This window comes from Lacticaseibacillus suilingensis, from assembly GCF_016861845.1.
GTDB lineage: Bacteria > Bacillota > Bacilli > Lactobacillales > Lactobacillaceae > Lacticaseibacillus > Lacticaseibacillus suilingensis.
The window spans coordinates 91,805-116,533 of the sequence record NZ_BOLV01000010.1 but is presented as its reverse complement, the minus strand read 5'-3'; the positions used below and the strand labels follow the sequence as shown (position 1 = coordinate 116,533).

Below are 24,729 nucleotides of genomic sequence, written 5' to 3'. Positions count from 1 at the left end.
GCTCATGTTTAATTCTCTTCGATTTACATCGAAAAGCCCTATCACATTTACGAAACTTTGTTCAGTTTTCAAAGGACCACTGTGTCGCTTGCGACAACTTTATAAGTATATCTCGTTTGCCAAGCAGTGTCAACAAGAAGTTTTCAGATGCTTGATGCGAACGCGTTTATCGCTCGCGACAACTTTAATATCATACCAACCTGCCCCCTTAGTGTCAACGACTTTTGCAAGTAAAAATGAAAATGCCCCGCTTTTCTCACAAAGTCTGCTATGATAACGGAAGAAATGAGGGAAGACCATGAATGAAGCTGATTGGGATGCTTTCGCCGCCACTTACGCGGCCGTGCAACGAGAATCGCGGTTGCCGATTCAAGATGACGTGGTGGCCGCACTGGCACGAGCCCTACCGCTGAAGACAATGCGTGTCCTGGATTTGGCAGCAGGCAGTGGGCGTTATGCCTTGCCGCTGAGCTGCCAAGCCAAACAAATCGAGCTCTTGGACTGGTCCCAGCAGATGCTCACCCAAGCCAAGGCCTTGCTGGACCAGCACCGACGTCATTTTACAATGACCCATGCCGACTGGACGAAACTACCGCCGGTGCCTCGCGCTGATCTGGTTTTTGTCAGTCAGCTACCAACCCTGCAGCCTGAACAATTACCAGCCCTGTTGGCTTTGACCACTCATACCCTCGCCATTAATCTCCAAACGCTGGCCGCTAATTCACTCATCACCGCCCTCGCTAAGCAGCTGGATCTGCCGGTGCCAGTAATGCCACAAGCCGATCCGGCTAAAGCGACCGCCTTGACCGCGGCGTTAACCGCCCATCAGTGGGCCTTCACCACTGACGAATTTCGCTATCACCAAACTGAGCAAATGGCTGTGGCCGACGTGCTTGATGCTTTCAACCGGCCCTTTTCAGGGCAGGCGGCTAACCGCTTAGCGCAAGCCGTGGGGGTAGAACACGCGAACCAGCTGCTCCCCGTGCAGGAAGATTACGCCTTTCAGCTCTTCATCATCAACAAACCCTAGTCATTCAAAAAAGGGCCAAGCTAACCGGAATGGTTAACTTGGTCCTTTCAGCTGTGCAAATGCCAGACTGCTTATTTGCTAGCCCGGAGATTTTCGATATTAATCGTCGTATCAACCCAGCTATCATCATAAAAGCCGGTTTCATGCGATACCATCAAAATCGCGCCCGGGTAGGCCTGCAACGCAGCAGCGAGCGCATTTTTGGTGTCTTCATCCAAATGGTTGGTCGGTTCATCCATGATCAGGACGTTACTTGGTTGCAGCATCAGGTCGGCCAGCTTGACCTTGCTTTGTTCGCCCCCTGAAAGCATCTGTAGCGGCTTATCCATTTCCTCATGGGTCAACGCCGTGCGCGCCATCACTTGCCGCAGCGGCCGCTGACTGAGCGCCGGGTACTTGCCCATCAAAAACTGCAGAGGCGTTTGCTTGGGCACCGCCCAGTTCAGTTCCTGCTCAAAGTAAGCGAATTTGACGTTATCGGCAATTTCGACGCTACCGCCCAAAGTGGGCAGCTCACCGAGGATAGAACGCAGCAGGGTGGTTTTGCCAATCCCGTTGAACCCTTCCAGAGCAATGACTTCATCTTTGGCGACAGAAAAATTGATTGGCGCCAACAAAGGCTGATCATAGCCCACCAGCAAGTCCGTTACATCAATCAGGATGCGGCTTTGCACTTCCTGGTAAGGAAAAACCAGCTTAGCATGCGCGCGGTTGCCCGGCGGCGTGAGCTTGGTCATGCGCGCCAGTTGCTTCTCGCGACTCTTCGCCATGGTTGACCGGGTGCCCGCCTTAAACTTACGGATGAAGGCTTCCTGCTTTTTAATTTCCGTTTGCTGCTTTTCGTAAGCCTTCATATAAGTATCATGATCGGCTTCTTTTTGGCGCATGGCTTGATGTAGCGAACCCGTGTACTTGGTGATGGTGCCGAACTCGATATCCAAAATCGCATTCGTGACGTCTTCAAGGAAGTCATAATCATGCGAGATGACGATAAAGGCGCCTTCGAAGTCCTGCAACCATTCCGTCAGCCATTGAATGTGGCTCACATCCAAATAGTTCGTGGGTTCGTCCAGCAGCAACATGTCCGGTTTTTCGAGCAGCAACTTGGCCAAAATAATTTTCGACCGCTGGCCCCCAGACAACGCATCAACTGGGTGATCAAGGCCAATGGCATCAAGCCCCAGCCCGGTGGCCACGGAATTGACCTTCGTATCCAAGTCATAAAAATCGTTGGCTTCCAGTTCCTGCTGCAACGTACCGGCTTTCTCCAATAGTTCATCATCAGGATGCTCGGCGTAGTCAGCGTAGATTTTATTCATCTTCGCTTCTTTGGCATATAAACTGGCAAACGCCGTATGCAAAAACTGCCCCACGGTTTGGCCGGGTTTGAGGTTCACATACTGATCCAAATAGCCGACATGAAGGTGCTTTTGCCAAACGATTTTGCCCTCATCAGGTTCGAGGCTGCCAGTCAGGATTTTGATCAGGGTACTTTTGCCGACCCCGTTTTGTCCGATCACGCCAAGATGATCGGCCTCATTGACTTGAAAATTAGCGTCCTGATACAGCTGCTTGTCGAGAAAACGCTGCGAGAGGCCGGTGACTGTCAATACGCTCACGATAAGGGCTCCTTTCCTTTGAAATGCGAGTTGGGGTTAATTCACTATATTTTCTGAAAACAGTACATAATACCCTATCACAACCAGCCTGGTTTGACAATTGAGCAAGTTGCTTGTCATTTCCGCTTGCTTCTATAATAATGCGGCTCTAAGGAGATGATGCAGATGGCAATTGTGGACTCGCGGTTGACCGCCGCGATGATTGGCGCTGCGATTGGTGACGCCATGGGGCTACCAGTTCAAGGCGAAACGCAGGCCGCCCTGGCCCAAAATCCCGTCACCGCCATGCGCGGTTATGGCCATTTCGGCTTGCCCGCCGGCTATTATTCCGATGAAACGGCGATGAACTTGGCCACGATGGCGGCCTTAACCCACGGCTTCGACCCGCGCCGCATTTTGAATGAATACCGGCGCTGGGCGGAAACCTTTGAATACGCCGCCTACACTGGCCCCATCGTTGACATTTGGCCGAGCGTGCAACGTGCCATCGCCGGCCAAGCGCTTGGTTCCACCATCAATGAGCCCACCGGCCTGATTCGTGTGCTACCCATGGCTTATTACTTATTCGCCCGGTTTGGCGAAAACCTCTTCACCCAGCCGCTGGCGTTGACCCAGCTCCATGCTTTTGTCGCCTTGACTGCTAGTGATGAAGCCAATCAAATCGCAGCCAGTCTTTATGCCCAGCTCATCATGCAGCTCCTAGCCGACCACACGCTGACTGATGCCTTGGCCGCTAGTCTGGAGGCCGGCCTCACCCACTGGCAACATCAACCTGCGGGTCTCGACTTTCAGGTGCTGACCCAGCTTGATGCCAAACGCGCCGCGGTGATGGCACAAGCCCCACCCACCTCGCGCAATATTCTAGGGGTCGTGTGGTACGCCTTGCAAAGCGGGAGCGATTTTCGCTCGCGCCTGCTGATGGCAGTGAACCTCGGCGGCCGGGCTGATGCCACCGGCGCCTTAACCGGCGGCGCCGCTGGTCTGGCTGGCGGCTACATCGACATCCCCCATAAATGGTGTTTAACCCTGACCCGGTATGGCGATATCGTCCGGCGCGTGCGGCTGGCGGAACAGTCAGGGGCGTTTGGTTAGGTATGACCTGAGCTAAGGGTAACATTTCACAGTGAAGGGCTGCTGAGGTGGCGCTTGGTCAAAATTCGGCTAAACCCGCCGGCCGCAGCCTACTCTAGTCGCGCTCAGGCCGGCAACGCACGAGCGATTAGCTACGCTCTGCGCCTCACCGGCCAAATGCGCCGGCAAGACTCAGAGCTTGATCAGTCTGTAGTGCGAAGCATGTACAGACTGACATGCGGTAGAAAGGCTACTCGTCGTGCTAAACCCGCCGTCCTTCACAGCCTTTCATTTTCGATTCCTCCTGTGGTATGCTAAGTGAAATTGAACCGAGAAGGTGTTGTTTTGAAGAAGAAAACAAGTTGGGGTCGCACGCTGATTGAATTGCTGATTATGGTTGCGGTGGTGGCTTTAGGCACGCAACTGTTAATTCGCTTTGTCATCAGCAAAGACTTCGTGCAGGGGCCTTCCATGGAGCCGACCCTAAACGACGGCGATCGGTTGTACTCACTACGCCACAAAAAAGTGAAGCGCGATGATATTGTCGTCATCGATGCCCCAGACGATCCCGGCGTGCTGTATATCAAGCGGGTCATCGGAATGCCTGGTGACACCATCGCCTTCAAAAACAATGTGCTCTATATTAATGGTAAAAAAACGGCCGAACCTTATCTCAATAAAAAGTTCGAACAAACTTCGGTAACCGACTATGCTAAAAAGCAAGGCATCGATCCGGCCAGCCTGAATTTCACTTACGACTTCTCGTTGGCGACGCTCCCTTCCACTGCGCGCCGCACCGTGCCGAAGAATAGCTATTTCGTCATGGGGGACAACCGCCTAGTTTCCAAGGACAGTCGCAGTTTTGGCTTCGTCAAGGCCAGCAAGGTGCAATCCGTGGTGGTATGGCGCTATTGGCCAATTAATAAAATGAAGACTTATTAAAGAAAGCTCGCAGCGATGCGAGCTTTTTTTACTGGCTTTAACTCGGATGTCTATCAAATTTGTCACTTAACTATTTTCACTTGTAAAACATTTCACTAGCGAGCATACTATCCTCAAAATGGAGGAGAGGCACAATGACAGCAGCAATCACACTTGATCATATTCAAAAAAGTTTCAATGGCCACCAGGTGCTGAAGGATGTTTCCTTCTCAATCGAGCCTGGCACCATTGTGGGGTACATTGGGCAAAACGGGGCCGGGAAAAGTACCACCGTCAAAATCATCTTGGGGCTGTTGACCCAAGACGCCGGCCAGATTTCGCTGCAAGGGCGCATTTTGGATCCAGATGACGACAGCTACAAGCAGCACATTGGCTATGTCCCAGAAGCCGCCGATGTCTTCGACGCCTTAACCGCCCGCGAGTATTTGACCTTGATTGGCCAGTTGTATGGCATGACCGACACGGCCGCGGGGCAAAAGGCCGAGGCGCTGGCGGAAATCGTGGGGCTGGGCCAGGCGTTTGACCGCCGGATCACGTCTTATTCAAAGGGTATGCGGCAAATGGTACTGATTATCGCGAGCCTGTTGCATGATCCTGATATTCTCTTTTGGGACGAGCCCCTGAATGGCTTGGATGCCAACTCGGTGCTGGTCGTTGAGGAAATCCTGCAGGAGCTGCGCAACCGCGGCAAAACGATTTTCTATTCCAGCCACATCATGGATGTCGTCCAGAAGCTGTCGGATCGGATTATTCTGCTGAATAACGGCACCGTGATCGCAGACGGCTCATTCTCCAGCATTGCCGCTAATGCCGATACCAACTTGCAGCAATTGTTCAACGACCTCACTGGCTTTGCCGAACACGGTGAAAAGGCGAAGGCCTTCGTGGACATTGTGACGGAGGCGGCTGACCATGAATGAACCCGCCTTACCAAAAAGCCTGCGCTGGCTGCGCCACTGGCGAAAAACGCTCACCCGCATGGGCATCAACTATGCCCAGTTTTGCCTGATTATCAGCACCAAACTCACGCTAGCGAATCGCAGCGGCCGCACCAGCCTGACCGGCCAAAAGCGGCCCCGCAAGTCCAAGCGACCCGCGCGCACGTTGCTGTGGACGTTCCTAGGTAATTTGCTGATTGGGGCCTTGATTGGCCTCATGATGTTCATCCCTATGGTGCTTTTCAGCCGCTTAGCCGTGCTGTTCGGCTTTTTGTTTCTGATGTTTTTCCTGACCATGTTGACGTCTTACGCCAGCTTGCTGCTTGATCCGCGCGACCGGCCGATTTTTACCGTGCGCGGGGTTTCGGATCGCACCTTAAATGCGGCGAAGTTAACCATTGTCGGGCTCTTTTTACTCGTTACCATGGCGGCGCTGGCGCTACCAGCGGCTATTATCCTCGGCTTGCAATTCGGCGTGCTGGTCGGGATTGCCGTGCTGATTGCCGCTTTTATCCTCGCCATTTTCAGTTTGGTCATTGCCTTGTTCATGTATATGCTAGTGCTGCACTTCTTCGACGGAGAAAAGCTCAAGAACATTCTCAACGTGGTGCAAATCGGCATGGCGATTGCCTTGTATGCCGCGGGCCAGTTGCCGAATCTGCTTGGGCCTGATGTCATCAGCCACATGAATTTCAACTTATCGCTACATTTTGTCTGGTGGGAATTCATTGCGGTGCCGATGTGGTTCTCCGGGTTGCCCCTGCTGGCCCATGGCGATATTGGCAGCCTAAGCCTGCTTTTCACCTTCCTGAGTCTGGCAGTCACCGCCGGTTTGTTCGCTTTGTACTTGCACAATGCCGGCCGCTTCGAGCAACTGCTGGAAAAACTGGATCAGAGCTCCGACCGCGTCGCCAAGGCCGGCTGGTGGTTCAAACTGACCCGCCGCTTGGCGACCCGGTCACGCGAAACTGCCGCCTATTACACCCTCGGCTGGCGTCAGCTCCAATCGCAACGCGACTATAAACTGCGGGTGTATCCGCAGCTCGCCTACGCGTTTATTTTGCCGCTGGTGCTGGTGGCTAGCATCATGCGCGATAGCGCTGGCAGCTATTTGAATCACATGGTCGGCTACATGGCGGTGTGCCTGATCATCGCCGCCCCACTGGCGATTTTGAATTTGAAATTTTCCACTCAGCCCACGGCCATGGCGGTATTCAATTACGTGCCTTTCGGTCATCAAAGCCGCATTCGCCAAAGCGTGATTTTGGCCATGTACATGCGCCTCTTTTTCCCTTTCATCGTCATCATGGCGCTGCTCTCCCTGCCATTCATGGGCCTGCACGCGGTGACCGCCGGACTGGCTTCCACCGCCTTGACGCTGGCTCTCACCTTGGCGATTGGTAAAATCAGCTTACGCGGCCTGCCTTTTGATCAAGAATTCGCCGCGAATCAAGCCGCGACCAACGGCGTGCTCAATACCGTGGCGGTGTTGGTGGGCATGCTTTTGCCCTTCGCCTATGCCTTTGCTGGCACCATTTTGTTCAGCTACTGGTTTGACCTGGTCAGCCTGGTAATTTTCAGCGTGGCGACTGGCCTCCTAATTCGTAGCAACCGCTTCGCTTAAACAAACAAATAGCGCTCCCGACCGTAAGATCGAGAGCGCTATTTGTTTGCTTACATATTCTCGTCCTTCAGCATGGCTTGTTCATCGTCATATTGCTGGCGCACGGTGGCATAGAACCCGGCGTCAACCAGCTGCAGATACGGCTGAATGAAAACATCAAAGACATGCATGGTCAGGGTTTCTAATAGCGACCAGCCAATTAAGGTCAGCTGCAACACGAAGTAGTCGAACTTATGCCCGCGCATCATGCGCCAGGCGCGGCCCACCGCAGTTAGCGCTGAGAAATAGCGGCCATCAGGGTGCGTTTTGCCATCGTAGTAAACGTAATACGCCACATGCAGGCCAAACATCAGCATGATGCCTGGAATGACAAAGGCGGCTAACCCCAAACTGATAAAGACCACGGTGTAAATGTACACGGCTAAAATGCCAAAGAAGAAGCGGCTGTTAAAGGTGCGAAAAATCACTTGCCAACCACTAAGCGTTTGGTCGGGCTGACGCATCAGATCCAGGGCAGTGAAGGTAATACTTTGGCTGAACCACAACATGATCAGGGACTTCAGCATCGTTTGCTGCTCAACGGCAGTATTGCCTTGATAGTAGTCAATGAAGTTATTGGGATTATTAGCCACATTCTCCAGCCCAAAGGCCAGCATCACCTGCATCACGGTGTAGACTGCCAAAAACGCAAAGGCCACTGAAATCAGCCACGGGAGTAAATTGGCCAGCATTAATTGTTTGTACATCCCCGGCTGCCGCAAAATGGCTTTCGCCCGCCGTTTAATCTGCCGCCGACTTTGATATTGATTTTCCATTCTCTCTCCTATCGCTCCGAGCGCAAGGGTTCTTCTGGCACGGCGCCACTTTGATAGCGCGTGCGAATCAGGCGCTGGATCGACCACAGCGCCGTGATTTGTTTCGGCAGCGCCCCAATCACACCAATCGACTGGGTCGCCGAATCCGCGCGAATCACGTGATGATACGCCGGCGCGCCGAGATAGTAAAAACGGCTGGCCGCTAAGGCATATTCCACGTTGAACAGCTCATCTTCCATGATCGCCACCCGCTCGTCGAAGCGCAAGGGCGCCGACTCGATGATGCTCCGGCGATAGAACTTATTCCATAAGTAGCCGCGAATGACACCCACCGGAGCCAGCATGCCGCGAATAAACTGCTTGCGCGTCAGCACTCGGTCCTTGAGCAGTCGGTTCGGGACGGTGCTGGCTGTAGGGTCATCCACATAAAAAGGACTGACCAAGATGTCATAGGGGCCTTGCTCCAAAGTCGTCACAAAGCGGCTAATATAATCCGGTGCCAGCCAGTCATCCCCGTCCATAAAGGCCACGTACAGCCCGCGGGCGACGGCCAAGCCGGCATTGCGGGCTGCAGAGACGCCGCGGTTGCGCGGCAAATACACTGGCTCAATCCGCGCATCCTGCTTGGCATAGGCGGCAATCACCGCTGCCGAGTCATCGTCCGAGTGATCGTCGACTAAGATCAGCTGCAAGTTGCGGTAGTCCTGCGCTAGCAAGCTCGCCAAGCCGCGCTGAACATAAGGCGCAATATTATAAATTGGAACGATCACTGATACGAGAGGGGTCGTCAAACCGCCACCACCATTTCTGTTTCATGTGCGTTTAATGTAACAAATTTCACCAGCCGTGCCTACCCAAAGGCCTTAACAGTTACTCATCTTTAACTATTCGCCGCCAGTAGCTTAAGCTTCGGGCTGAACCATTGGCGTTCAGCCGGGGTCAAGGCGCGCTCGGTAATCAACGTGTCAATGGCGGCCAGCGGAAAGCCGCGGTACGGTGCTTGAATTTTGAACTTCTGGGTTTCGGACACCACAATCACCTGCCGCGCCGCTTGCGCCAAGGTAGCCTTAACTTCAGCGTCATCGGCATAAGGAAAGTACACCCCGTCTTTGCTGATGGCAGTGGCGCCGATGAACGCGGCATCAAAGGCGATGCGCCCCAGCTGGGTCAAGGTCGCGGGCTCAAAGAAAAAGCGCCCGTGATGATTGAGCTTGCCGCCTAAAATGCGCAGCGTCACATCCCCTTTGACCGATAAGGCGATGGCATTATCAAGTGAATGCGTATACACCGTCACTTCACTATTAATACTTTGTGACAACTTCAGTAATGTCGTTGAATCATCAATGAAATAAACCCCGCCTGGGCGGATCAAGGACAGGGCGGTTTTAGCCATTGCGGTTTTCTCCGCTGAAAATAGCTTCAACCGTTCCGAATAACTCGGCACCGTATGCCCAAAGGTGAGCGACACAATCCCGCCGCGGGTGCGGCGCCCCGCCCCGCTCGCCGCCAAAGCAACCACATCCCGGCGCGCCGTATCGCGGGAAACCCCAACGGCTTGCATGATGTCATCGATACTCAACTCTTTGCGCTCAGTGAGCAGTCGTTTGATCTCTTCAAATCGTTTCTCTCGATACATTGTCACACCGGGCACCCCCTTTAGTTAATTATCTTCTATTATACGCGTCTTCCCTGACCAACAAAATGAACAACGGCTCAAACTAGGTCGTGGCAGGCCGTCCCAAAATGGCCCCGGTTTGGTTGGCCAAGTGGGGACGATTTGGTGTATCCACCCTTTTCCGGCCTTTCATCGCCCATTTTTGAGCAAAAAAGCCATAAATCCGGTTTCAAACAAATTATCTCGCGGTTTTATTACACCAGTGTGACAGTGTGACAGAAATAGCGGCTTTTGTAAACCGACTGGCACTTGCATGACATACCAACTCGATATACTGCGAGTTGTAGTAAGGGGAGAACGAGTATTACTAATCATTTAGGAGTGAGTTTTATCAAATTCAAGAAAACGTCTATCGCAAGTATTAGTCTAATGACGATGCTTGCCGCTGTGTTTGCTATTTATAGCAGCACGCAACCAGTTGAAGCGATTGAACAAAGCGATGCGCAAACCCGCGCCGCTGAAGTTTCTGGTAACACCCCAGCCGCAGCGCAAACCGCCGCGACCATCATCAAGACCAACACCATCGCTACCGCGCCGGCCAAGATCAGCCCGATCAAGCCTGGCGTCAACGCTGATTATGAAGCCTTGGTCAAAAAGCAGGCCGAAGATAAAGCCAAAGCCGAAGCCGCCGCGAAAGCGAAGGCTGACGCCGAGGCGAAAGCCAAAGCAGATGCTGCGGCGAAAGCCAAAACGCAGGCTAAGGTGGTCACTGTTTCGCATCAAACGACCAGCCAACCTGCTGCCACCAGCGGCGTCAACAAGGGCACCTTCAAAGTGACCTTCTATGATCCCGCCGCGATGGGCTCAAGCATGGGTTACGGCGGTATTGCCGCCAACCTCAGCGTTTTGCCGCGGGGCACGCGTGTTAAAATCCAAATGTCCAACGGCGTCACCTTGTATCGGACCGTTAACGATACCGGCGGCTTCGCAGCTGGCAACCCGCACCAAATTGATGTGGCGATGCCAAACAGTCAAATTCCTGCTGCCGGCGTTTTATCCGCCACGGTCACCATTATCGGTTAGATCAACCAGGCCTTGCTTCTATGAAGTGAGGCCTTTTTATTTGCCGAGGACGCACTAGTTCAAAGCCAGGACTGCCCACTAAAAAAAATCTGGCCCCACCGTTAATGGCAGGGCCAGACGTTTTCTCAATTCATCAATAAATATGGTAATCCGGGTTATTCCCATCGTTCCAATCAAAGCCGTTTGAGGTGTTGGCGGCATTTTCCTTAGTGTTGTAATTATCCAAGGTGGTTTTCTCTAGGCTCAATTCGGTGCGAGCCAAATCGGAAATGCGCTGCAGCTCAGTGGTGGTTGGAATCTGATACGAGGCGCCGCCGATGTAGGCACCGTCGCCTTTTAAGCTGTCTTTATTGACGGTTTTGAAGGCGCCACGGTAAGTATTGGCTAACGTGAGCAATTCATCGAAGTTCAGGTTGGTGCGCATATTCTCGGATAACGAGTCCATCAGGTCATGGTAGTTACTCAAGGTTTTGGTTGATAGTACATTCGCGACGATTGCGGCAATCACTTCTTGCTGACGCTGCTGGCGCCCGTAATCGCCTTGCGGATCCTGATGCCGCATTCGCGCGTAAGCCAACGCCTGCTCGCCGTTCAGATGCGCCGGGCCCTTGGTGAAAGTGCCTTTGGAATACGGATCTGACCAGGAGAACTGGACATTCACATCGACGCCGCCCACGGCATCCACGATTTTTTCCAGGCCGCCCATGTTCACCAAGGCGTAGTAGTTAATCGGCACATTCAGCAGGGTTTTAACCGCATCCACCGCCCCAGCGGAGCCGTTATAGAAGTACTGGGCGTTGATTTTCGTGGCGCCGGTGTAAATGCTGCTGGTGACATGACTCAAGGTGTCCCGGGGAATGCTGATCATCGTAGTGCGGCGCGCTTTGGGATTGACGGTGACCAAAATCATCGTATCCGTGCGGCCTTTTTCACTGCGCCCCAGCGCCCCAGTGTCAGTGCCTAACAGCAGCACGCTGATCGGCTTTTGCTTGCTAAGGTCCACCTTTTTCTTCTTGACGGTGGTGTTATCGTAGGTTTTATCAATGGCGGTTTTCGTCTGCGAATACAGCCTTAAGCCGTAGCTGCAGGCGAGCAGGACAATGGTCATTGCGATGAGGCCAATCACTTTGTCCAGCGGATGCCGGCGCGATCGGCGATGTAAACTTTGTCTGTCCATCCTTACCCTCCAGCGTACAATCATTCTTTCAATAGTTTACCCGATTCTCCTTAAGAATGCGCGTTTGCCATGAAAAAAATAGTGTTGTCGCGGAAACTTAACAAATAAGTAGACAAAGCCTATAAAAAAACACCCTGATGCCCATCACATCAAGGTGCCGCTGAACAAAGATTATTCCGTTCTGTGCTTCAGCAGAAGCGCTGCGAAATAAAACAGACATTCGATGGCGGCGATGAAGAAGGTCACCGGCCAGTTGGTGTAATAGCCCATCACCAGCCCAGCCCACACGCCAATCAAAGCCACTACCACGGCAATCGTCAACATTTGCGGCAAGGTTTTGCCTAGATATTTCGCCACCGAAGACGGCAGCGTCAGTAAAATGAAGACCAACAAACTACCGACGATTTGCGCACCGATGGAGACTGATATCGCCAAAATCAGCAGGAAGTACACCGAAATCGCATTGCGCCGCAGGTTTTGGGCCTGAGCACCAACCGGATCAAAGGAATCAAACGCCAGCCCGCGAAACCCGATGGCAATGGTGATCAGCACCACCAAGGCGAGCAGCACCAACTGCCACACATCGGCCCGGGAAATGCCAATGATACTCCCAAACAAAATCGTTGTCGCATAGCTCGCGCTTTTAGCGGATAACGCCAAAAACAGAATCCCCAAGCCCGTAAACAGGCTCGATACCGCGCTGATCGAAGCTTCGCGCCGGCTGGCTTTCACCGACAGCCGCCCCACTGACACCGAGCTGATCACCGTCGTCAACAGCATGCCATCCAGCGGCGGAATGCCGACCAGCACCGCAAAAGCCGCACCGGCAAAGCCGATTTCAGATAGGGTGTGGGCCAAAAAGGACAGTCCACGCGCGGTGACGAACACCCCCACCACCCCACAAGTCACAGCAATGAAGGTGCTGGCGAGAAAGGCATTTTGCATGAAGTCATAAGCAAACATTAGTGCACCTCCTCGGCGGGTTGCAGTTCTTGCGGCATGCGCGATTCATCCATTAATTTGGTCTGGTTCAGCTCATACCCCTCTGGTGTTAGCAGCAGATACTGCTGAGTGTATTGTTTGGCCAATTCCAAATCATGCGTCACGAATAGCACGGTCAAATCATGCTTGGCATTCAGCTCCCGCACTAGGGTCATTAGCTCAGTTTTGGTTTTGATGTCCAGACTAGCGGTGGCTTCATCGAGAATCAAAAAATTCGGCCGGGTCAACAACGCTTGCGCCAGGTAGGCCTTTTGTTTTTCCCCGCCACTCGCCATGCCTAGGCGTTGCTGCTGGCGGGCCAGCAGGCCGGTTTCCTGCAGCGCAGCGGTAAGGGCCTGCTGCTCTTTTTTGCCATGCCAAGGCCAGCGCGACTGGCGCTGATTCAGCTGGACAAAGCTGCGAATCGATAACGGGTATTCTGGATCAATATTGCGAAACTGTGGTACATAGCCGAGCCGCATATCCGGCGCCGTCATGATTTCACCGCTGGTTGGTTTGAGCTGGCCCATGATGAGCCGGGTCAAGGTGGTTTTGCCCACGCCATTCGCCCCAATCAAGCTCGTCATGCTCCCGCGCTCTAGGGTAAAAGACAAATTATGGTATAACGGCCGGTCGTGAAAGCCGAAAGCCAGCTGTTTGACGGTTAACATCGGTGCCTGCATTAATTTTCCTCCAGCAATAACAGTAATGATTACGATTAACAGCTAATAGTGTACCGTACTTGGCCCCTGCTGACCAGCAATTTTCTGAAAAATCGGCCATAAAAAAAGAGCGCTACGCCCTTTTTACAGTTCACTCAAATCATTCGCCTTACTAAAATCAATGTAGATGGCCTTGGGATTATCTTTGGCAATCAAGATGTAGCCATGGCCCAAGAAGTCCTTATCGCCTTCATAGGTCAGCGGGAACTCTTGCGCTGGGGCCAAGTTGCCTTGGATCAACATGGCATACAGTTCGTTGTCGGTATGGTCATCGGAAAAGGCAAAGGCCACCGGCGCGGTTACCAGTTGCTTGCTTTTATTCATCAAATTAATCACGTCAAACAACTGGTTGGTGACTTCTTCCGGGAACACCGCCGCCACTTGGTCGCTCACGTGTCTGCGTTTCGTCGCTTCGTACATCTCGCGCACCTCCTCAAAAAGTTAACTTAGGTATTTTAACATAAAGGCTGTGGAGTGGGGCGCTTTTAGGATGATGGCTAGCCTAGCGTAGCGCATTGAAGCCGTACTTTGGCTTCGAGGCGCTATGCGTAGCTAGCCACTCATCCGTTGCCCCACGCAACGCAACTACTAGTCAGCCTGGGCAATGCGTCCGGGCAGGACAGCCTCCGCAGCCAGGGGCTGGAACGGGATGGCCAGCGCTTTGAGCCTCGCGCTGCGAGTCTCAAAGTCGCGGCTTGTTCTAAGCCAACCAGTTGGCTAAGAACAATTTCACCCCTGAGCCCCTGTCTGCTCCGGTTGTCCTGCCCTACGGTAGTTGTTGACTGCTATCTACAGTTTATCTGCCACAGTTTTGTGATCGGCAGTTGCCTGCCCACACGAGGTAATACTAGGCCACATGTAACATTACACTCATGTCTATCTCGACCGCTTTGGCGTAACAGACCTGCCTTGCAGTGCATCCAAGACCTGCATGTCATGGAAGCTCAACTCAAAATCAAAGAGCTGGGCGTTTTCTTGGATGTGGGCTGGATCTTGCGCTCGCGGGAGCGGGAGATAGTCGTGCTGCAGGGCCCAGCGCAAGACGAGTTGGGCTGGGGTGCGCTGGTAGCGGGCGGCCATTTTGCGCAAGGGCTTGAGCGTGAGCAGCGCGCCAGCCGCCAAGGTGCTGTAGGCGGCCACTACCATGTGCGCCGTTTTACTGGCTTCAACGGCGGCGGGTTGTTGGTCAGTAGGATTGAGGCGCAGTTGGTTGACCATTGGCGGCACCAGCGCCGTTTGGGCCAAGGCAGCGATTTGATCGGGCTGAAAATCAGCGAGGCCGATGGCACGAACTTGACCTGCGGCCAGCGCCGTTTCTAACGCCTGCCAGGCCGCCCCCAGCGTGCTGGTCGCAGCCGCGGCCGGCAAGAGGACGAGGTCCAGATAATCAGTATGCAATGCTTCAAGCGTCGCCGCAATGTTCGCTGGTACGGGGCTGGGGCCGTCAGCTTTTAATTGCGTGGTGATAAACAGGTCTGCCCGCGCCACCCCTGCCGTTTGCAGGCCCGCGACCACTGCGCCTTCACTGCCGGCAGTCAGCTCAAGCTGGCGGTAGCCTGCGTCCAGCGCGGCCACCACACTGGCGGGTGTGGTCGCGGCGGTGGTGCCAAAGCCGACGATCGGCATGGCCACGCCATTGGTCAGCGTAAACGTATCGGTCAATGCGGTTAGATGTGTCAAAACTAGTTCCTCCTTCACACGAAAAAGCGCCACTCAACCGTGTGCGGTTGGGCGGCGCCTAGCGACCTCACTGAAAATTAGGCTTGCGCCAAGTTGGCTGCGACTTCCTTCACCACCGCCATATCGGTTGGCCATGGCGTATCAATGCCGCGCACCTTTTGATAAGGATCGGCGCCTTTAGCGGCAACCACCACAACGTCACCGTCGCGACTGGCTTCAATCGCGGTTTGAATGGCTTCCCGCCGGTCCAAAATCGTTTCCACCTGTACCTGATCGTGATCAATGCCAGCATCGATTTCTGCCGCAATTTTGGCTGGATCTTCAAACCCGGGATCATCAGTGGTGAGATATGCCGTCGTGGCGTATTCGTTCAGCACCTTGCTGAAGCCGGGGCGGCGTGAGACGCCTTTATCACCAGGCGAGCCTACCACCACCGCCATGCGCGGATCATGGTATTCCGCCTTCAGGAAGTGGAGCAAGGCCTTCATGCCGCCATAGTTGTGGGCATAATCGACGTAGACGGTGCCGTGGCCAGGAATGGCGAGGTGCTCCATCCGGCCAGGAATGGTGACTTGGCGAATGCCAGGCATCGCTTTGGCGCCATCCACTCCGGCCAAGCCGGCGCCGATAATGGCGGCGGTGGCGTTGCTTTCATTGAAGTCGCCAATCAGACTCAGCTGATACTGACCGCCGACATTCAAAGCCGCGGCCTTGTCGGTCACCGGAATCAGCTGGAACTGGCTATAAGTCGTGTTCAGTGTTTGGCTATCGAAGCGAAAATCGATTTCGATGTCATCGCGCTGCGGCTTGAAGTTGGTGCTGGCGTACAGATAGATGCTGTCGGGATAAGTGGTCGTCGTGGCGGCCGCGTACACTTCATCGAAATGCTCAGTTTCTGCATTCAGTACCACCTGCCGCGAATTCACCACCAGCTGCAGCTTGTTGTGCAGGTAGTTGGCAAAGGTCGGGTGTTCATTCGGGCCAATGTGATCTGGCGTAATGTTGAGGAAAAAGCCGACATCAAAGCTCAGGCCAAACACGCGATTGCGCAGGTAAGCCTGACTGGACACTTCCATCACCAGATGGGTCATGCCGTTATCGACGGCGGCCCGCATATCATGGAACAAATCTACGGATTCCGGTGTCGTTAAATCAGACTTGAAGCGCTGATCCGGATTCGGGCCCACGATGCGGTCAATGGTGGAGAACAACGCCACGTGTTTCGGGTGCGCTTCTTCCAAAATCCCGCGAGTGAAATACGCCGACGTGGTTTTGCCCTTGGTGCCAGTGAAGGCAATGACGAACAAATCGTCTTGCGGAAAATCATAAAAAGCCGCCGCCAAAATCGCCATCGCCTTGGTGATATTCACCACGATCAAGGCGTTCATCCCATTACCTTCGACGTAAGGCTTCTCCGCCACATAAGTCGTGGCCCCATTGTCCTTGGCCATGGAGAGATAAATTGGGCGGAAGTGGTTGCCTTTGCAGAAAAACAGCGTCGGTCCGGAGACTTTGCGCGAATCATAGGCGATGCCTGTCATGTCGGTATCGACATCACTTTGCACCGCACTACTTTTCAGCAGATGGTGCTCTTTTAAAAGCAAAATACATGCATGTAGTGAAAGTGCCATGGTTGAACTCCTCCGCGACCTTTTTTATTAGGTCAATTATAACATATCGATTTAGGCCAACTTGATCAGCGTCACCGCATAGTCCCCGCTGGGCGCGGTCACCGTGACCGTCGCGCCCACGCGTTGGCCATTGATGGCACGCCCCAGCGGTGAGTTAATGGCCAGATTATCTGGCCGCATGCTGGCTTCGTGTGGGCCCACCAGGCGATAGGTGGCGGTGTCGTCATCATCGTCAAAGCGCACCGTCACCGTTTTTCCTAAATCCGCAATCGCCGTCGGGGTGGTCGAGACCACCTGCGCGTAACGAATCACCTTATCTAAGTACCGCAAGCGACTTTCCAAATGCCGCAGGTCGCGTTTGGCGGCACTATAATCGGCATTCTCGGACAAATCACCTAACGCCCGCGCCGCCGCTAACGCCTGAATGCGCCGCGGCCGCTCGGCTTGAAGCAAAACGACTTCCGCTTTTAAGGTTTTTAACCCATCGGCAGTCATTTCATGATACTGCACAATTGAGATCTCCCTTGAACGAGTTAAAATAGATTACCGAAAAATTCACCAATCCCACGGAACAACAGGACAAAGAAGTTCGCTTTTTCTGCCGTTTTGGTGGTTTTCAACGTGGTTTGGTTGCCAGCCTTGCTCAGGTAGCTGAGCTGCTCGCCTTTCACGTTCACCGTAACCGTGCCCGTGGTGGTGCCTTTTTTGACCGGCGCCTCGGCCTTATCACTAAAGCCCTTGTTGGCATGATAAGTATAAGTCAAATCCTTCGCCGTGGTCGTTTGCGGCACCAGGAGTTCGATGGTGCTGGTTGCTTTCAAAGCGACACTGCTTTGCTTGCCTTTATCAATGGCCAGCTTGGCATGCCCGGCCACGGCTTGGTTAGCTTTGGTGGCGACCAATGGCTTCCAAGCGGCAAAGACGGCCCGCATCAGCGCTGCGGTTTGGTCAAAGCGCCGGGTGCTGGCGGTCCCATTGGCATGCAGCACCACGGTAATGATCCGGTAGCCATTCTTCTTCACCGTCCCGGTGAAGCAGTTCCCGGCCAAGTCCGTGGTCCCGGTTTTCAGCCCATCGACTGGCAAATCGCCTTGCGCTGACACTAAGCCTTTGAGCATCCAGTTGTAGTTGTCCATCTTGGTTTCATCGCTGGTGCCTTTGCGGAACACTTGCGACGCGATGCTGGTGGTGTTCAGAATTTCCGGGTAATCATTCAGCAAATGGCTGGCCACAATCGCCATATCCTTAGCCGACATTTCGTTTTCGGCATTATCGCCGGTGCCAGCCACGCGGTCGGTTTTCAGGGCACTGTTGTTCAGGCCCGTCACATTCACGATATCTGCATCATTGATGCCCCACTTTTTCAGTTGGGTCTGCATTTGATCAACAAAATTGGCCTGCGAGCCGGCCAAGGCATTGGCGAGCAGCATCATCGCATCATTCGCCGAGTAAATCACACTGGCATCGTAAAGCTCTTTGATGGTGTACTTATTCTCCGGCTCCAGCGGCACGCCAGACAGCGAGCGGTCCTTGGCCAGTTCGTAAATCGACTGATCCGGTGACACCGTATCGGTCCACTTCAACTTGCCATCATGCACGGCTTGAAGCACCAGGTACAGTGAAATCATTTTGGTCATCGAAGCAATTGGGAGCTTCTGATCGGCATTCTTGGCATATAAAATCTGCCCAGTTTTCGCATCCACGGCCAATGCCGCCTTGGCATCCACGTTGACATTGGTAGCGGCCAAGGTGGGGGTGGGACTGACTGCGGCCCAAACACTCAAACTTGCGACTAAGGCGATGACAGTGCGCCAAATTTTTTTCATTTTCAAACTCCTAAGCTTCTTTTTTAGGGGCGGCAGGCTTCAAAGTTTGGCCCAACCGCAGCGGTAAGTGCATGACAAAACTGGTGAGTTCGGGACTGGAATCCGCATAGATGTAGCCGCCATGCAGCGTAACAATGCTTTGTGCAATCGCCAGCCCCAAGCCGGTGCCGCCGGTTTCCTGCGAACGTGACTCTTCAACGCGGTAAAAGCGGTCGAACAACTGGCTAAGCGAATCATTCGGGATTTGCGCGCCGTCATTCGATACTTTCACCACGACTTCTGAACCGATTTTCTGGGCATCCAGGAAAATGTGTTTGGCGCCTTGACCATACTTCAAAGCGTTGGCAATCAAGTTGTTGAAAACGCGGCCCAGTTTTTGGGTGTCAGCCTGCATCATTAACGGATCAGGCTTCCCCGACACGACAAACCGCAGCCCATGCTTATGCCCTTCCAGTTCAAAACTGGCCGCCAGTTGCTCCAGCATCGCCACCATATCAAATTCCACTGCATTCAGCGGCGTGGTGGTTTGGCGGACCTTGGTGTATTCAAAGAGATCTTCCACCAGCACCTTCATCTGCTTGGCCTTCAAGTACGCGGTATGCGTGTATTTGATCAGTTCGTCTTCACTGCGATACTGCTGATCCTCAATCAGGCCCAAATAGCCGATAATCGACGTCAACGGCGTGCGAATGTCATGCGACACATTAGTGATCAGCTCGTCTTTGCTGCTTTCAATGCGACGTTCTTCCTTCATCGAATTGACCGTGGAATCGACCAACGCATTGATGGAGTTAATTACCTTTTGCAAATCCGTGTTGACCTTGAACTGAATCCGATGATCCAAATGCCCATCCGCAATGTAATGCAATTCGCGGATGACATGGCGCATCTGAATCTGCCGATAGCGCCTGATGAGCCGCCAGTAAACCACCAGCACATCCAGCAAAAACATGAAAATCATGAAGACATTGCGCCAGCTCCATAAATGCTGGCGGTCTTGGCCAAAGGTCAGGACGTTTTTGACACTCCAAATCGAGTCTTGCAACTGCTGACTGCTGGCAATCAATTCCTTAAGCAGCACGAAAACCGCATAGTTCAGCATCAACAAGAGCACGACGGTCACGACGCCTTCAAACCACAGCTCGGATTTCTCCTTGCCGGTCAGGCGGACTTTTTCTCCCATGCTTAGCCCTCGACCTTATACCCGACGCCCCAGACGGTTTCGATCACTTTTTCGCCGCCGGTAGCTTCTTCAATTTTATCGCGCAAATGCGACACGTGGACCATGACCGTTTTGGCCGAAACAATCGATTCTTGTTGCCAAACCCGTTCAAAAATCTCATCCGCTGAGAACACGCGGTTAGGATGACTGGCCAGCAAATACAAAATGCCAAACTCCAGCGCGGTCAGTTGAATCTGCTTACCGGTCAGCGTCGTCACTTCATGGCTATCCCGCTGAATGGTCAACGGCCCTACTTCGAGCTGATCAGGTTCGTTGTTGGTGACATTATTCGTACTGCGCCGCAGCAGACTCTTGACCCGCGCCATCACTTCCAGCGGATTAAACGGCTTGGTCACATAGTCATCCGCACCGGTGATGAGCCCCTGAATCTTATCCATATCGCCGGTCTTCGCTGACACGATAATGATCGGGATCTGGGAATCCTTGCGCACCTGCTTGACCACTTCAATGCCGGACATATTCGGCATCATGATATCCAAAATCATCAGCGCAATATCCGGATTGGTGGCCAACTTGGTCATCGCTTCTTTGCCGCTATAGGCCAAAACCGGTTCATAATGTTCGTTTTTAACGTAAATACTCAGTAATTCAACGATTTCTTTATCATCGTCTACAATAAGAATTTTCATGATTAGGCTCCATTAACTTGTGGCGTATTCGTTACCGCCTACATTGTACCAAATGCGACTGTTCCTTGCTTGGACAGGTTTCAAGCGTTGAAAAATCTCAAGAAACCAGAGACTCATGCTCCCTCGACCATTGGCTGTCTGATGCTTATCCACGGGACAACAGATCCTCGAAGCAGCATGCTAACTACCTGACTCACCAGTAAACGATTAAAACGGGCTAACCACTACCGCAAATCACGTACACCCTTCTGTTATCCAGCCGGTGGCGGCGGTGGGGGCGGAGCTTGGAGCGTGAGGCTAGCCGTGAAACGATGAGGACTAGTCAGACTGCGCATTTGGCAGGCTGACCAGTCCTCATCGCGGCAGTTTTGAAGACGCACCGGAGCGCCAGCGACTGCGGCTTCAAAACTAGGTTGGAGACCGCTTTATGGCTCCAACCGGCCGCACCGCCAGCCGCGCGCCACAAGCGGAGCCCCCACCGCCGCCACCGGCGCAAGACCCAATCCCAAAAGAAAAAGCCGCACGTGGCGGCCTTTCCAAGCAGAGTTTATTCGACGGAATAGTTAGGTGCTTCCTTGGTAATCTGGACATCATGCGGATGACTTTCGCGCAAGCCTGCCCCAGAAATCTGGATGAACTGGGCATTGTCCTGCAGCGTGGTGATTGTTGGGGCACCAACATAGCCCATCCCTGACCGCAAACCGCCATCCATTTGGTAAATGACATCAGCTAAGCTACCCTTGTAAGCGACCCGGCCTTCAATTCCTTCCGGCACCAGCTTCTTGGCTTCGTTGACGCCACTTTGGAAGTAGCGATCCTTAGAGCCATGGGACTGTTCCATGGCGCCCAAGGAACCCATGCCGCGGTACGTCTTGAAGCGACGGCCTTGATAAATTTCCATCTGGCCTGGCGCTTCGTCGGTCCCAGCGAGCATGGACCCAAGCATCACCGCAGAACCACCGGCGGCCAAGGCCTTCACGATATCGCCAGAGTACTTGATCCCACCATCAGCGATGATGGCCTTGCCGCGCTTGCGGGCTTCGGTAGCGGCATCGTAAACCGCAGTCAACTGCGGCACGCCGACCCCAGCCACGATCCGAGTGGTACAAATAGAACCAGGACCAATGCCGACTTTCACAACATCAACGCCGGCGTCGTACAGCGCCGCGGCGCCTTCCGCCGTCGCGACATTCCCGGCAATCAATGTGGCTTGCGGGAAGTGGGCCCGAATTTCCTTGATCTTGCGCAGCACGCCGGCGCTATGGCCATGCGCGGTATCGATGACAATCGCATCAGCACCAGCGTCAAGCAGCGCCTGGGCGCGTTCGAAGGTGTCAGAAGTGACGCCTACCGCTGCCGCCACCAGCAGCCGGCCGTGGTCATCTTTAGCGGCATCAGGGAATTCGACGACTTTTTCGATATCCTTGATGGTGATCAAGCCAGACAAGCGGCCATCTTCATCAACCAAAGGCAACTTTTCAATCTTGTGCGCCTGCAGAATGGCTTCTGCTTCCTTCAAGCTGGTGCCGGTTGGCGCGGTGACCAGATTTTCTGAGGTCATCACGGAACCGATGGCCACACTGTGATCATCGACATAACGCAAATCGCGGTTAGTGATGATGCCGGTGAGCTTGCGGGAGTCCTTGGAATCCACAATCGGCACGCCGGAAATGCGATACTTCTTCATCAAGGCATTGGCTGCTGAAACCGGGTCATTAGCAGTGAGGAAAAACGGGTTGATGATGACCCCATTTTCCGAACGCTTAACCGTCAACACTTCATCAGCTTGTTGCGCAATGCTCATGTTCTTATGAATGACGCCTAAGCCGCCTTGGCGGGCCATCGCAATGGCCATATCAGCGGTGGTGACGGTATCCATCCCCGCGGAAAGAATTGGGATGTTTAACTTCAAGTTTGGTGCCAGCTGAACGTGTAAATCAACGTCTTGCGGTAAAACGTGGCTTTCTGCTGGAATCAACAACACATCGTCAAAAGTGAATCCCTTCCGTGCGAACTTCGTGTCCCAATTACTCAAGAAAATCCCTCTTTCTGTCTTTAATCTGACTGTGCCCAACAATCGCTTCATACTGGTTTTTGTTGTCGACTAGCATAGCACTGGGCACCAGCAGGCGTCAACGAGAAAGCGAAAAACCCTGCGCAGCCGCGGCCGCACAGGGTTTTTAAATGATAATTATCTCATTTTTGAACGCACAGACCCGAATAATCATTTTGAAAAGGTGGTTCGTTCAAAAAATTGTTCGTTTTTTATTCGTGCCCAACCCAGCAGGTCTCGCTGCGTGTTCGCCTTTACGCCATCAAGCCGCGTAGGTGATACTTGCGCTTGAGTAGCCAGTGAATGCCGTAAGAAGCCGCGGCCAAAATCAGGTAAGCCCACCATGGCATGGTGGTGGTCAGCGGCGTCTTCAGGTAAGCCAGCGCACCGGACACCCAAGAACCCGCCAAGATGATGGCCACCGCCAAGGTCAAAATCTGCCAGGTCTTCATCCGGGCATCTTTCTTAGCGCGACTCCAGTCATTATACAGGGCAAAGGCGAAGCCAGCGGTCATCGCCATCACGATAATCGACAAGAGGCCATTGCCGGCGCTGGCCTTGCCATGATTGACCAAGGCCATCCCGCCGTACACCAACCCAAACATGCTGGCAAACAGGAAGCCCAGATCAACCCCAGACAGCCAAAAGGCCACTTTCTTGATCGGCTTTGGGGCGTGAATTAAGGACTCCGCCTTTTCTGTCACTGGTCCGTACAGCTGGGTCGCTGGCCGCCCTTGGTGCTGAGCCGTGATGATTTCCGGCAGCATTTTGGCCAAAACCGTGCGCTGGCGCTCTTCGGTCCATTGATGCTGAGTCAAAATCCGGCGCAGTTTGAAAATATATTCATCGTTCTTTTTCGACAGCTGCGGCAAGAGTGCGTCAACATCAACGGTTTCTTCAACAGCTTCTGCTTCTTTGATCGGTTTTTGAGCCAAAATTCTTCCCCCTAAACGTTAAACCGGAACTCGATAATGTCCCCGTCTTGTACCGCGTATTCCTTGCCTTCTGACCGATAGCGCCCGGCTTCTTTCACTGCCTGCACCGAGCCGTATTGGTCAAGATCAGCAAAGCTCATGGTTTCGGCGCGAATAAAGCCGCGCTCAAAGTCGGAATGAATAATCCCAGCCACTTGCGGCGCCAACATGCCTTGCTTGAAGGTCCAAGCCCGGGTTTCCGGACCACCAGCAGTGAAGAAGGTGGCCAGCCCCAACAAATGATAACTGGCTTTGATTAACTTATCCAGTCCAGATTCGCTAACGCCTTCCGCCTCAAGAAAATCAGCCTTGTCGGCATCATCCAATTCAGCAATTTCTTCCTCGGTGCGCGCCGACACGGCAATCACTTCGGCGCCTTCCTTGGCGGCTTCTCGCTTGATTTGCTGCACATAAGGCACGCTGTCGGGATCGGCCATGGCGTCTTCGGCAATGTTCGCCACATACAGCACTGGTTTGGTCGTCAGCAAGAACAAGCCTTTGACGATTTTCTGTTCGTCTTTGTTGAAGTCGATGGTACGGACTGGCTTGCCTTCTTCCAGCACCGGTTTGATTTTTTCTAGCACGGCGAATTCCGCCATGGCTTCCTTGTCGCGGGCTTTGGCCTGCTTTTGCACGCGGGTATAGCGCTTGTCGACGCTATCCAAATCGGCCAACGCCAGCTCCAAGTTGATGGTTTCCATGTCATCGAGTGGATCCACCTTGCCGGTCACGCTGGTGATTTCGTCATCATCAAACGCCCGCACCACATGGATAATCGCATCGACTTGGCGGATATTTTCGAGGAACTTATTCCCCAAACCTTCACCTTTCGACGCCCCTTTGACGATACCGGCGATATCGGTGAATTCAAAGGTCGTATGCACGATTTTTTTGGCTGGAATCACTTCATCGATGCGGGCCAAACGTTCATCTGGCACTTCTACCATGCCGACGTTCGGGTCGATGGTCGCGAAGGGATAATTCGCCATTTCGGCGCCTGCCTTGGTAATTGCGTTGAACAACGTGGACTTACCGACGTTCGGCAAGCCGACGATACCTGCTGTTAAAGCCACTGT

At 53.4% G+C, this 24,729-nt stretch carries 23 protein-coding genes; 6 read left to right on the top strand and 17 right to left on the bottom strand.

The features are described from left to right. Window positions 1-298: 298 nt before the first annotated feature. Window positions 299-1,030: a class I SAM-dependent methyltransferase gene (locus JUF11_RS07640; protein ID WP_204119070.1), complete on the top strand. Its 732-nt coding sequence runs from the start codon at window positions 299-301 to the stop codon at window positions 1,028-1,030. A gap of 71 nt (window positions 1,031-1,101) precedes the next feature. Here JUF11_RS07640 and JUF11_RS07635 read toward each other — a convergent pair whose 3' ends face one another. Continuing rightward, window positions 1,102-2,649, bottom strand: a complete 1,548-nt coding sequence (locus JUF11_RS07635; protein ID WP_204119069.1) for an ABC-F family ATP-binding cassette domain-containing protein — start codon at window positions 2,647-2,649, stop codon at window positions 1,102-1,104. Window positions 2,650-2,814: 165 nt separating this feature from the next. Between JUF11_RS07635 and JUF11_RS07630 the strand changes: the two genes are divergently transcribed. The 4 genes from JUF11_RS07630 (at window position 2,815) to JUF11_RS07615 (ending at window position 7,224) form a co-directional block, all read left to right on the top strand. Then, entirely contained in the window at window positions 2,815-3,741 is a 927-nt protein-coding gene (locus tag JUF11_RS07630) for an ADP-ribosylglycohydrolase family protein (protein ID WP_204119068.1), read from the top strand. Window positions 3,742-4,113: 372 nt separating this feature from the next. Continuing rightward, on the top strand, window positions 4,114-4,662 hold the full coding sequence (gene lepB / locus JUF11_RS07625) for a signal peptidase I (protein WP_204119074.1): 549 nt from the start codon (window positions 4,114-4,116) through the stop codon (window positions 4,660-4,662). A gap of 134 nt (window positions 4,663-4,796) precedes the next feature. Next, window positions 4,797-5,582 carry an ABC transporter ATP-binding protein gene (locus JUF11_RS07620; RefSeq protein ID WP_204119067.1) on the top strand — a complete coding sequence of 262 codons (786 nt, stop codon included), beginning with the start codon at window positions 4,797-4,799 and terminating at the stop codon, window positions 5,580-5,582. Next, window positions 5,575-7,224, top strand: a complete 1,650-nt coding sequence (locus JUF11_RS07615; protein ID WP_204119066.1) for an ABC transporter permease — start codon at window positions 5,575-5,577, stop codon at window positions 7,222-7,224. The genes JUF11_RS07620 and JUF11_RS07615 overlap by 8 nt, the downstream gene beginning before the upstream one ends. A 50-nt stretch (window positions 7,225-7,274) precedes the next feature. On the opposite strand, the gene JUF11_RS07610 is transcribed toward JUF11_RS07615, so the two are convergent. From JUF11_RS07610 to JUF11_RS07600, 3 genes are all read right to left on the bottom strand, one after another. Next, the gene (locus JUF11_RS07610; protein ID WP_204119065.1) at window positions 7,275-8,039 is read right to left on the bottom strand and encodes a DUF975 family protein; all 765 of its coding nucleotides are present in this window, start codon (window positions 8,037-8,039) and stop codon (window positions 7,275-7,277) included. An 8-nt stretch (window positions 8,040-8,047) separates the two neighbouring features. Further along, window positions 8,048-8,830 (bottom strand): glycosyltransferase family 2 protein, encoded by a 783-nt coding sequence (locus JUF11_RS07605; RefSeq protein WP_204119064.1) that lies wholly within the window; start codon window positions 8,828-8,830, stop codon window positions 8,048-8,050. Window positions 8,831-8,919: 89 nt separating this feature from the next. Continuing rightward, complete coding sequence (locus tag JUF11_RS07600; RefSeq protein WP_204119063.1) at window positions 8,920-9,681, bottom strand: DeoR/GlpR family DNA-binding transcription regulator; 762 nt, start codon at window positions 9,679-9,681, stop codon at window positions 8,920-8,922. A 420-nt stretch (window positions 9,682-10,101) separates the two neighbouring features. Between JUF11_RS07600 and JUF11_RS13205 the strand changes: the two genes are divergently transcribed. After that, a complete protein-coding gene (locus JUF11_RS13205; RefSeq protein WP_236000485.1) occupies window positions 10,102-10,737 on the top strand; it encodes a hydrolase in 636 nt (211 codons plus the stop codon). A gap of 133 nt (window positions 10,738-10,870) precedes the next feature. On the opposite strand, the gene JUF11_RS07590 is transcribed toward JUF11_RS13205, so the two are convergent. The 13 genes from JUF11_RS07590 to ychF all read right to left on the bottom strand — a co-directional run bounded on the left by JUF11_RS07590 (window position 10,871) and on the right by ychF (window position 24,726). Further along, window positions 10,871-11,914, bottom strand: coding sequence for an LCP family protein (locus tag JUF11_RS07590; RefSeq protein WP_204119062.1), 1,044 nt, complete (start codon window positions 11,912-11,914; stop codon window positions 10,871-10,873). A gap of 171 nt (window positions 11,915-12,085) precedes the next feature. Continuing rightward, a complete protein-coding gene (locus tag JUF11_RS07585) occupies window positions 12,086-12,877 on the bottom strand; it encodes a metal ABC transporter permease (protein ID WP_204119061.1) in 792 nt (263 codons plus the stop codon). After that, window positions 12,877-13,578 (bottom strand): metal ABC transporter ATP-binding protein, encoded by a 702-nt coding sequence (locus JUF11_RS07580; RefSeq protein WP_204119060.1) that lies wholly within the window; start codon window positions 13,576-13,578, stop codon window positions 12,877-12,879. Before JUF11_RS07580 ends, JUF11_RS07585 begins: the two co-directional genes overlap by 1 nt. A 123-nt stretch (window positions 13,579-13,701) precedes the next feature. Further along, complete coding sequence (locus JUF11_RS07575; protein ID WP_204119059.1) at window positions 13,702-14,037, bottom strand: hypothetical protein; 336 nt, start codon at window positions 14,035-14,037, stop codon at window positions 13,702-13,704. Window positions 14,038-14,493: 456 nt separating this feature from the next. Continuing rightward, window positions 14,494-15,297, bottom strand: a complete 804-nt coding sequence (locus tag JUF11_RS07570; protein ID WP_204119058.1) for an aldo/keto reductase — start codon at window positions 15,295-15,297, stop codon at window positions 14,494-14,496. 77 nt (window positions 15,298-15,374) lie between these two features. Then, window positions 15,375-16,928, bottom strand: coding sequence for a UDP-N-acetylmuramoyl-L-alanyl-D-glutamate--2,6-diaminopimelate ligase (locus JUF11_RS07565; RefSeq protein ID WP_204119057.1), 1,554 nt, complete (start codon window positions 16,926-16,928; stop codon window positions 15,375-15,377). A gap of 51 nt (window positions 16,929-16,979) precedes the next feature. Beyond that, complete coding sequence (gene greA, locus JUF11_RS07560) at window positions 16,980-17,441, bottom strand: transcription elongation factor GreA (protein WP_204119073.1); 462 nt, start codon at window positions 17,439-17,441, stop codon at window positions 16,980-16,982. A 20-nt stretch (window positions 17,442-17,461) separates the two neighbouring features. Then, on the bottom strand, window positions 17,462-18,754 hold the full coding sequence (locus JUF11_RS07555) for a serine hydrolase (RefSeq protein ID WP_204119056.1): 1,293 nt from the start codon (window positions 18,752-18,754) through the stop codon (window positions 17,462-17,464). Window positions 18,755-18,764: 10 nt separating this feature from the next. Further along, complete coding sequence (locus JUF11_RS07550; RefSeq protein WP_125582474.1) at window positions 18,765-19,937, bottom strand: sensor histidine kinase; 1,173 nt, start codon at window positions 19,935-19,937, stop codon at window positions 18,765-18,767. Window positions 19,938-19,939: 2 nt separating this feature from the next. Further along, complete coding sequence (gene croR, locus JUF11_RS07545) at window positions 19,940-20,626, bottom strand: response regulator transcription factor CroR (RefSeq protein WP_204119055.1); 687 nt, start codon at window positions 20,624-20,626, stop codon at window positions 19,940-19,942. Between the two features lie 547 nt (window positions 20,627-21,173). Further along, the gene (gene guaB, locus JUF11_RS07540; protein ID WP_204119054.1) at window positions 21,174-22,661 is read right to left on the bottom strand and encodes an IMP dehydrogenase; all 1,488 of its coding nucleotides are present in this window, start codon (window positions 22,659-22,661) and stop codon (window positions 21,174-21,176) included. 272 nt (window positions 22,662-22,933) lie between these two features. Beyond that, the gene (locus JUF11_RS07535; protein ID WP_204119053.1) at window positions 22,934-23,614 is read right to left on the bottom strand and encodes a DUF1129 domain-containing protein; all 681 of its coding nucleotides are present in this window, start codon (window positions 23,612-23,614) and stop codon (window positions 22,934-22,936) included. An 11-nt stretch (window positions 23,615-23,625) separates the two neighbouring features. Next, window positions 23,626-24,726, bottom strand: coding sequence for a redox-regulated ATPase YchF (gene ychF / locus JUF11_RS07530; protein WP_204119052.1), 1,101 nt, complete (start codon window positions 24,724-24,726; stop codon window positions 23,626-23,628). Between the last annotated feature and the right edge of the window lie 3 nt (window positions 24,727-24,729).

What these genes read in the sequence shown, in the direction of transcription:
- JUF11_RS07640 (WP_204119070.1), top strand. Translation starts at nt 299, where the DNA reads ATGAATGAAGCTGATTGGGATGCTTTCGCCGCCACTTACGCGGCCGTG.
- JUF11_RS07630 (WP_204119068.1), top strand. Translation starts at nt 2,815, where the DNA reads ATGGCAATTGTGGACTCGCGGTTGACCGCCGCGATGATTGGCGCTGCG.
- lepB (WP_204119074.1), top strand. Translation starts at nt 4,114, where the DNA reads ATGGTTGCGGTGGTGGCTTTAGGCACGCAACTGTTAATTCGCTTTGTC.
- JUF11_RS07620 (WP_204119067.1), top strand. Translation starts at nt 4,797, where the DNA reads ATGACAGCAGCAATCACACTTGATCATATTCAAAAAAGTTTCAATGGC.
- JUF11_RS07615 (WP_204119066.1), top strand. Translation starts at nt 5,575, where the DNA reads ATGAATGAACCCGCCTTACCAAAAAGCCTGCGCTGGCTGCGCCACTGG.
- JUF11_RS07610 (WP_204119065.1), bottom strand. Translation starts at nt 8,039, where the DNA reads ATGGAAAATCAATATCAAAGTCGGCGGCAGATTAAACGGCGGGCGAAA.
- JUF11_RS07590 (WP_204119062.1), bottom strand. Translation starts at nt 11,914, where the DNA reads ATGGACAGACAAAGTTTACATCGCCGATCGCGCCGGCATCCGCTGGAC.
- JUF11_RS07585 (WP_204119061.1), bottom strand. Translation starts at nt 12,877, where the DNA reads ATGTTTGCTTATGACTTCATGCAAAATGCCTTTCTCGCCAGCACCTTC.
- JUF11_RS07580 (WP_204119060.1), bottom strand. Translation starts at nt 13,578, where the DNA reads ATGCAGGCACCGATGTTAACCGTCAAACAGCTGGCTTTCGGCTTTCAC.
- JUF11_RS07575 (WP_204119059.1), bottom strand. Translation starts at nt 14,037, where the DNA reads ATGTACGAAGCGACGAAACGCAGACACGTGAGCGACCAAGTGGCGGCG.
- JUF11_RS07565 (WP_204119057.1), bottom strand. Translation starts at nt 16,928, where the DNA reads ATGGCACTTTCACTACATGCATGTATTTTGCTTTTAAAAGAGCACCAT.
- JUF11_RS07555 (WP_204119056.1), bottom strand. Translation starts at nt 18,754, where the DNA reads ATGAAAAAAATTTGGCGCACTGTCATCGCCTTAGTCGCAAGTTTGAGT.
- JUF11_RS07550 (WP_125582474.1), bottom strand. Translation starts at nt 19,937, where the DNA reads ATGGGAGAAAAAGTCCGCCTGACCGGCAAGGAGAAATCCGAGCTGTGG.
- croR (WP_204119055.1), bottom strand. Translation starts at nt 20,626, where the DNA reads ATGAAAATTCTTATTGTAGACGATGATAAAGAAATCGTTGAATTACTG.